10 protein-coding genes are annotated in these 7,992 nt (G+C 64.5%); 8 read left to right on the top strand and 2 right to left on the bottom strand.

Annotated features, from left to right (window positions below):
• The first annotated feature begins 76 nt into the window (after positions 1-76).
• Positions 77-937 carry a bifunctional DNA-formamidopyrimidine glycosylase/DNA-(apurinic or apyrimidinic site) lyase gene (gene mutM / locus ACJA3G_RS24230; protein ID WP_406555146.1) on the top strand — a complete coding sequence of 287 codons (861 nt, stop codon included), beginning with the start codon at positions 77-79 and terminating at the stop codon, positions 935-937.
• Here the strand turns inward: mutM and ACJA3G_RS24225 are convergent.
• Both ACJA3G_RS24225 and ACJA3G_RS24220 read right to left on the bottom strand, forming a co-directional pair.
• Positions 910-1,308, bottom strand: a complete 399-nt coding sequence (locus ACJA3G_RS24225; RefSeq protein ID WP_406555145.1) for a winged helix-turn-helix transcriptional regulator — start codon at positions 1,306-1,308, stop codon at positions 910-912. The genes mutM and ACJA3G_RS24225 overlap by 28 nt on opposite strands.
• A 1,192-nt stretch (positions 1,309-2,500) precedes the next feature.
• A complete protein-coding gene (locus tag ACJA3G_RS24220; RefSeq protein WP_406555144.1) occupies positions 2,501-3,049 on the bottom strand; it encodes a hypothetical protein in 549 nt (182 codons plus the stop codon).
• A gap of 520 nt (positions 3,050-3,569) precedes the next feature.
• Here ACJA3G_RS24220 and ACJA3G_RS24215 point away from each other — a divergent pair.
• The 7 genes from ACJA3G_RS24215 to ACJA3G_RS24185 all read left to right on the top strand — a co-directional run.
• Complete coding sequence (locus ACJA3G_RS24215) at positions 3,570-4,562, top strand: hypothetical protein (protein ID WP_406555143.1); 993 nt, start codon at positions 3,570-3,572, stop codon at positions 4,560-4,562.
• Positions 4,559-4,777, top strand: a complete 219-nt coding sequence (locus tag ACJA3G_RS24210) for a hypothetical protein (protein WP_406555142.1) — start codon at positions 4,559-4,561, stop codon at positions 4,775-4,777. Before ACJA3G_RS24215 ends, ACJA3G_RS24210 begins: the two co-directional genes overlap by 4 nt.
• A gap of 58 nt (positions 4,778-4,835) precedes the next feature.
• Positions 4,836-5,126, top strand: coding sequence for a hypothetical protein (locus tag ACJA3G_RS24205; protein ID WP_406555141.1), 291 nt, complete (start codon positions 4,836-4,838; stop codon positions 5,124-5,126).
• A 505-nt stretch (positions 5,127-5,631) separates the two neighbouring features.
• Positions 5,632-6,048 (top strand): TIGR03668 family PPOX class F420-dependent oxidoreductase, encoded by a 417-nt coding sequence (locus ACJA3G_RS24200; RefSeq protein WP_406555140.1) that lies wholly within the window; start codon positions 5,632-5,634, stop codon positions 6,046-6,048.
• A gap of 59 nt (positions 6,049-6,107) precedes the next feature.
• The gene (locus ACJA3G_RS24195) at positions 6,108-6,878 is read left to right on the top strand and encodes a GntR family transcriptional regulator (RefSeq protein WP_406555139.1); all 771 of its coding nucleotides are present in this window, start codon (positions 6,108-6,110) and stop codon (positions 6,876-6,878) included.
• Between the two features lie 344 nt (positions 6,879-7,222).
• Complete coding sequence (locus tag ACJA3G_RS24190) at positions 7,223-7,627, top strand: hypothetical protein (protein WP_406555138.1); 405 nt, start codon at positions 7,223-7,225, stop codon at positions 7,625-7,627.
• Between the two features lie 80 nt (positions 7,628-7,707).
• On the top strand, positions 7,708-7,992 hold a 285-nt coding region (locus ACJA3G_RS24185; RefSeq protein ID WP_406555147.1), incomplete at its 3' end, for a replication initiator.

Here is a 7,992-nt window from a genome sequence, read left to right as displayed (position 1 = left end):
GGAGGGGCACCAGCCAGGGGGAGGGGCGGGATACCCTCCAGACATCCCGTTGTCCCGCGCCCCCGTGGAGGAGCCCGTGCCAGAACTCCCCGAGGTGGAAGTGGTCCGCCGCGGACTCGAGCGCTGGGTGGCCGGACGGACCGTGGACGACGTCGAGGTGCTGCACCCCCGCGCCGTACGCCGCCATCCGGCCGGCGCGGCCGACTTCGCGGCCCGGCTCAAGGGCCACCGGATCGGGGTCGCCCAGCGGCGCGGGAAGTACCTCTGGCTCCCGCTGGCCGACACCGGGCAGTCCGTGCTCGGGCACCTCGGGATGAGCGGGCAGCTGCTCGTCCAGCCCGAGAGCGCGCCCGACGAGAAGCACCTGCGGATCCGGCTGCGCTTCCAGGACGCGGCCGGCACCGAACTGCGCTTCGTCGACCAGCGGACCTTCGGCGGACTCTCGCTCCACGACAACACTCCCGACGGACTGCCCGACGTCATCGCGCACATCGCGCGCGACCCGCTCGACGAACTCTTCGACGACGCCGCCTTCTTCACCGCGCTGCGGCTGCGCCGCACCACCGTCAAGCGCGCGCTGCTCGACCAGTCACTCATCAGCGGGGTCGGCAACATCTACGCCGACGAGGCGCTGTGGCGCGCCAAGTTGCACTACGAGCGCCCCACTTCGACGCTCACGCGCCCCAAGTCCGCCGAACTCCTCGGCCACGTACGGGAAGTGATGACCGCGGCCCTCGCCGTCGGCGGCACCAGCTTCGACAGCCTGTATGTGAACGTGAACGGGGAGTCGGGGTACTTCGACCGCTCGCTCGACGCGTACGGGCGCGAGGGCGAGCCCTGCCGCCGGTGCGGCACTCCGATGCGCCGGCGCCCCTGGATGAACCGGTCCAGCTACTTCTGCCCGCGCTGTCAGCGCCCGCCGCGCGTCGCGTCGTAGCGCTCGCGCGCCTCAAGAACCGACGGCATCCGGTCCTCCATGAGGTGGATCAGACCCAGCAGGCGTTCGGCGACCTCGGTGCCCAGCGGGGTGAGGGTGTAGTCGACGCGCGGCGGGTTGGTCGGCTGGGCCTCGCGGTGGACGAGCCCGTCGCGCTCCAGTGCCTGGAGCGTCTGGGAGAGCATCTTCTCGCTCACCCCGTCGACCCGGCGCCGCAGCTCGTTGAAGCGGAAGCCGCCCTCGTGGAGCGCGCCCAGGGTGAGACTGCCCCAGCGGCCGGTGACGTGCTCCAGGGTGCCGCGCGAGGGGCACGCCTTGGAGAAGACGTCGAACGGCAGGTCCGCGGGGTCGGCGGTGACGGTCTCTTCCATACCCCTCACCATACGACGAGACAGCGCTAACCAGAAGTTAGCGCTGTCCGTGTGAGAGCCGTAGGTCGGTTGTCGGGAGGCCCGGCTGTCAGAAGCCGAAGAAGTGAAGGGCCGGGTCTCTGGCCTGCGGCTACGTAATCGATCAACGCTGCGACCTGCGACTTAGCTGTCGATGGTTGTCAGCGTTGGTCATCGTTGTGCACCGTCGGACGGCCCAGAGACGGCCCGGGAGGTGACCATGTGAGCCTGGCCGTGAAGTTGAATCACCCCACGCAGGAGTTGCTTCAGTGCAATAATGAGTCATGGAGCCAACTACCATCACTACAACGGCACTTAAGAGTGCGTCGAGGATAGGTGCAGCAGCGGTTAATCGTTATCGTCCTGTTGGGGTAGTCCGATGCGGGAGCCTTGAGGATCGCGCTAGTGCATATCGCCGCTTTGGTGATGCTGTCATCGCATGCAGGTTGGCGAGTGACTTTGTAGCTGCGGTAGGGGAAGCCGGGGCCAAGGCTGATCATCCTCTGTTTCACGACGTTATTGCGCGGCAGATGGAGACGGGGTCTGAGCTTGCTGGCGCGCTTCAGGGGGTGCGGCTTTGTGCTCCTGTGTACGTGATCGAGGCCGCCGAGAACCTCGCGGTAATTGCGCCGGTGAAAGAGGATCCCTCTAAGAAAGAGTATGGTCCCGCCCAGGCCGTCTTCCTTGAAGCTGCCAGGCATGACCTGAATTACAATCCAAAGCCGTGGAGTTTCCTGTCCCGGTATAAGGCTCGAAGGTATAAAAAAAATCGAGCATAAAATCGGGCAAGGAACCCTCACTAAAGTCAAAGGGCGCGAGTTCTTTGTGAATCGCCTGGAGGTGGGTGCCCCGGCAGGATTCGAACCTGCGGCACCCGCTTTAGGGGCGAGGTTGGGGGATCATGCGCCTGGCCTGCAGTTGCTCTGGTCTGGTCGGCCTACTGCTCCCGTACCCGCTCGGCCCTGCAGCTCCCCCTGAGTCCCCGTCCGTTCTGGCACGCGAGTGGCACGGGGCAGGATGACCTGTGTCGCAGTCCGAGGGCTGCTGTACGGGGGCTGGACGGGCATGTGACCCGTGGATGTCAGAGGAAGTCAGCGCTTCTTGCGGATCTTGCGCCAGTCCGTGACATACCGCTGCGTACGTCGCGTTCGCCCTCGTTGCCGTCGGCCTGGCGTCAGTTTCGTCGGTCGATTGCGCGGGCTATCGCATTATTGAGGGCGAGTCGCTGGTCCCCCAGTCTCGTCCACGCTGCCGAGCGATTCTGCGGAGAGTCGAGGTCCCCATTCAGGTTCTTCTTGATCGCTTCGCATGCTCCGTTGATCCTCCCCGCGATGTTGGTCACGTCCGTGATTCCCACTGAATGAACCCCGTGGTAGTTGCTGTGGACCAAGTGGTCGGCGCGCTTCAAATCTTCGAGGTCGAAGGGGTCAGCTCTAAGGGATCGGCGGAACTCGTCCAGCGAAGTCTGGTAGGCCGCGTAGTAGGGAAGCGTGGTCTGCATGCGAGCTGTAGCGGCTGCCATCTCTGCGCTGAACTGTGTTGCGGAAGCTGCCACCTCTGCGCAGTAGCGCGCTGTCTCCGCGCTGGATCGTGTTGCGGCGGCTGCTATCTCTGCGCTGGATCTTGCTCCTCGTCCCGTCAGGATCCCACCCACGAGAGCACCCCCTAACGCGCCTACACAGCCCATGCCTGCGACGATCAAAGCTGCCAGTCCCTCGCTCATGGCAAACGGTGTAGCACGACGCGTAGGTCAGTAGAGTCCGAATGACCGAGTCAAGGGGCCAGCTTTGTCTAGAGCACCAGTTTGGAAGATCGCGTATGTGGATGGAGGCTGAGTTGGCGAGACGCTGACCTGCGGCTTCCCGGCTCGGACTCCGTGATTCCCCGCTGTTCCCCGCTTCGCGCTGTCGGGCCGGCCACGTAGGGGGCACGTGTGGCTCCCCTGTCGCTCTCGGAGGGCTCGGAGTCCTCCAGGCCCAGTGCTGAACTTTTCGGCCCTCATGCGGGCACGTAGGGCGTGATGGTGGCATGACGATTCATGTGTCGGTTGCGTGCAACCCGTTCTCGTAATGATGGCCGAGGTGCCGGTTATGGAGGTCGCTGGTCTGATGGAGATAGGCATGGGTCGAGGCGTGATGGCGAGCGACCTGAGGACTCGATCCACGGCGATGTATCGGTATTTTCTCGTCAAAATGGGGCATCAGTCACAAGTAACGCATAAGGACCTCGGCTAGGGGGGTCTCATGGACTTCGAGACGGCAACGCAGCTCAAGCAGAAGCTCATGTGTGACTTGCTGAACGAAGACTCGGGGCTCAGTGTCGAAGCTTGGCGATCGCCGCACTATCGGCCGCTGCGACCCCTGCCGGTTGGGACGGGCATTGCGCTGGGGGTCACGGGATTGCCAACCGGGGGCTACGGCATCGCGATCAGAGTCCAGGAAGACACGCCAAGCATGAGAGAGCTCGCCACGCTCATCGCAAAGACGGCTCATGGCGAGGCCGACGTGCGCGTGATCGGTCGGGTTCGGGCTCATGGCGTTTCGGTCAGCACAACCCTCCCCTTGCGACCGGGCTTGTCGATCAGCCATCCCAGATGCTACGCAGGGACTCTAGGGGCCTTCGTCTCCGTGGAACACGAAGAGGGGGTGTTTGCACTCTCAAGCAACCACGTGCTTGCGGCGTCGAACCGCGGGCGACCGGACGACGTGATCCTTCAACCCGGTCGGCCAGAGGGCCGCCCTCAGATGAATCGCATCGGCTGTTTGCGTGCCTTCAAGCCGCTGGAGCCGCGAGACCAGGTGAACACGATCGATGCCGCCATCTGCCGGCTCGATGAAGTGCCGTTCCAAGCGCGCTGGTCGTCTATCGGGTGCGTGTCCTGCGTCGCAGCTCCGGCATATGGCACCCTGGTAGAGAAGATCGGCAAGACCACGGGGCCCACTCGTGGATTCATCAAAACAGTGGATTTGGCGGTCTTCGGGCTGGACTACGAGATAGGTTCCTTGCGCTTCGATGAAGTGATCGAGGTACAGGGTCTGGACGGCCCTTTTAGCCGGAAGGGGGACAGTGGCGCGCTGGTCTATGCTGCTGACTCCGGTGAGGGGGTTGGTCTATTGTTTGGTGGACGCCTCCGCCCACCCGACAGAGGGCCGGCGGTTAGTTACCTGTGCCGCCTTGATGCCGTGCTGGACTACTTCCATGCCCACCTGCTGACCTCAGAGGAGCTGCTGTCATGACAGACATCGACGCAGCACGAGCGGCTAAGCGGGTACTCGTCGAGTGCTTCGCCGATGATCCGCGTGTGAGCGGGATCGGCATCTCGGGTGACGAAGCGCACTTGGTGATCAGGGTGAACCTGGTCAACGCTAACGAAGTTCCTGAAGATCTTCCGGAGAGAGTGCTCGGCTTCCCAGTGGCAGTCGACGAGGTGGGCAAGATCGGTGCCCACTAGGGTGAATCCTTCCTCGTGAACGGTAGGGCGCCACGCTAGGCACGGAATGTACAGCGGTATGGACGTGCTCGCAATCATTCTTGGCGCTGCAGCGCTGCTGCTCATCGTGGTAGGCCTGGTGCTCTTCTGTTGGGGGGCTACACGCGAGGCAGGAAGCGCAGAGCCCCAAAGCGATGATCCTCCTGTCGCCGCACTGACGTGGCTGCTCAAGAGCCTTTTCGGGGTGATCTTTGGCGGCAAGACGTACTCGCGGGAGAAACGCCTCATGGCCCAGGGGCTGCTGCTCATTGTCGTAGGGCTGATTGGCGGCGTTGCAGCGGCTGCCACTGGTGTAGCAGCTACGGCGTAGTCGTTCCGCTGCCTAGAAGTGGGCTGGCCGTAAAAAGGTGGCCACTCCCCTCTACCCACCACTCACCCCAGCTTCCATCCCGTCCGCCGTCGACCCACACGCCGTGGAGCGGGCGTGGTTCATGGCGTCCAGGTGGAGCGCGCCACTGTACGAACGACCTGGACGCCATGGGCCGCGTCTGCTCGGCTCTGCCTGGGTCGATGGTGGTCGGGATGGAAGCTCCCCGCGCACGCCATTTCGGACCCGCAGTCGCGTACGGCGCCCCCTCCATCCCGGTGCCGGCCGATCCCCCGCCGAGGCATCGTTCTGACCGTGGCCATGCCCGTCTAGGGCTCTACCGTCCGGGCCGTAACATGCTTGCGGCCCCAGGGGCCAGGCCCGGCGCCGAAGGCGCAGAGGGCCAGGCCCAAGGGGCCAGCCCGCGCTTTGCGCGGGCCCTTGATGATGTAGAGAAACCCGTAACAGGCTCTGTGGCATAGGGGCGTACGCGGGTACTGTCCGAGGCATGAAGCTTGGACCCGATGAAGCTCGCGAGCTCTTCGCGGGATCGCCGGTGGCCCGGCTGGCTACGGCTAGCAACGACGGCATGCCACATCTGGTGCCCGTCACGTTTGCCGTGGATGAAGGCCACATCTACTTCGCCATCGACCACAAGCCCAAGAGCACTTGGAACCTGCGGCGACTGCGGAACATCCACGAGAACGGCCAAGTTACCCTCTTGGTCGATCACTACGCGGACGACTGGTCGCAACTCTGGTGGGCACGCGCCGACGGCCGTGCAGAGATCTGGGAAGACTCTGCACGCAGAGCGGCTCCCCTCGAACTTCTATCCCGCAAGTACCAGCAGTATCGCGAGAACCCCCCGTCTGGTCCCGTCGTGGTGACCAAGGTGGACCAGTGGTCTGGGTGGTCGTTTCGCTGAGTGACGCTGTCAGCGCCAAGCCGTATGCTTGCTTGCATAGACAAGCTGAGGTGGCTTTCATGGCGGACGACACGCGTCCTCTGTATCAACGGATCGCGGATGACCTACGAGCTCTGATCCTTTCGGGAGAGCTGGAACCAGGATCCAAGCTCCCGTCCGAGAACGTCCTGAAGGACCGTTACGGCACGACGCGCGTGACCGTGGGCAAGAGCATTGCTCTCCTTAAGGCTGAGGGGCTGGTGGTCAGTTCCCAAGGAAGGGCGGCGCTGGTCCGGCCGCGCCCGAACGTCCAAATGCTCACCACCGGGGCTAACTTCCGGAAACGTCGGGACACGGGTGTCAGCAACTTCAACGCGGAAGCGTCGGCGCAGGGCCTTCGGCCGGAACAGCGCATCCTGAGTGTTGCGACAGTCCCTGCTTCGGTAGAGGTCGCCAGTCGGCTCGGCCTGGCCGAAGGGGCGGCCGTGATTGTGCGCCGGAGGGCGTTCTTCGTCAATGACGAGCCGATGCAACTCGTTGATGGCTACTACCCGGCCGAACTCTTCCGTGGCACACCTGTAGAGGAAGGGCGCCGAATTCGCGGCGGAGTCAGCGCGCTGATCGAGGATCCCAATGGGCCTGTCGGTGAGCGGATCACGCAATTCGTCGAAGACTTGGACATCAGGATGCCCACTCCGGGCGAAGTGGATGATCTGGCGATTCCGCCGGGCGTGCCGCTGGCGCGAGTGCTTCGCACTGCGCACACCACAAGCGCTGCAGCCGTTGAGGTGCTGGACTCTCGGGTGCCTTGTGATCGACACGTATTCCGGTACGTGATCGACATTCCCTGACGGTACGTCAAGTGAGGGGCCGGTCTGGTGGATCGGTCCTTTTTTCTGCGCTCAGCCACTTGCATAGTCAAGTTGAGGCCGTACGGTGAACCAACTTGCATAGGCAAGTTGAAGTGATCGCAAAAGAGGCGCGACGCCTACCGCCAAGCAGATCGTCGCGCCCCGACTCCCCGTGAAGGGAAGTTCCATCATGCCTGCCACGCGTACCGGCTCGCACGTTTCCTACCTGTCCGCGACCTCCCTGGCGTACTGGGATGCGGGGGTGCCTCAGATCGGGTCTGCCTGCGCGGGGTGCGGGGCGGCTGCTACTGACTGGGCCTGGGGACCCGAAGGGCGCGGTCCTGGTGCTGATGCACCACGTCACCACGGTCCCGTCGCCTTGCCCCTCCGGGCGGGCCTTCAACTGGGAGACCGGGGAGGACGTCACCACGACCCCCGAGGCGGTGGCCCTGCCCTCCTGCACGCTCAGCAGTGACGCAGCGTTCGCACCGCTTCCGTGCCCCGGTTGCCAGGGTTCGTTCCCGCTGTGGGCCTGGGTGGAGATCGACGGGCGTCGTGTGCTCACCCACGACGGCAACAAGATCTGCCCCGCCGACTCGGCCTTCGGCTACCTGACGTGCTCTGACTGCCTGGGTGCGGAGACGGTGATCGATGACGACGGGTCGGTGTCCGGCACGGTCGGCACCAAGATCCCCTGCGTCTGCACAGCGCTGGACCCCGCCCCCGTCCCGCTGGGGGTGGCCGCGTGAGGGTGGCGTTTCCGGTTGCTCCGGCCGCTGTCGCAGGTGTGGCGGCGGCCGTGGGCACCGACCCGATCACCCTGGCCGACATGCTGCGGGTGGTGAACAACCCGGGCTTTGAGCGCTGGCAGGAGCAGGTTCGCCGTACGGGTGGCTGTGCTCAGCCGATCCACTTGTGCGGCTACTCACGGACCGTGGATACGCGGACGAGGGAGTTCTTCGAGTACTCCACGAGCAGTGAGCCCGGTGGTCGGCTGCGGATCGCGTGCGGCAACCGGCGGGCCTCGCGCTGCCCCTCCTGCGCCTGGATGTACGCCGGGGACACCTACCAGCTCATCATGGCCGGACTCGTCGGCGGCAAAGGCGTCCCCGAC

It is taken from the genome of Streptomyces sp. YS-3, assembly GCF_045257485.1.
GTDB lineage: Bacteria > Actinomycetota > Actinomycetes > Streptomycetales > Streptomycetaceae > Streptomyces.
Note: the sequence above shows the minus strand (reverse complement) of the source record. Positions and strands in the feature narration are given on the sequence as shown.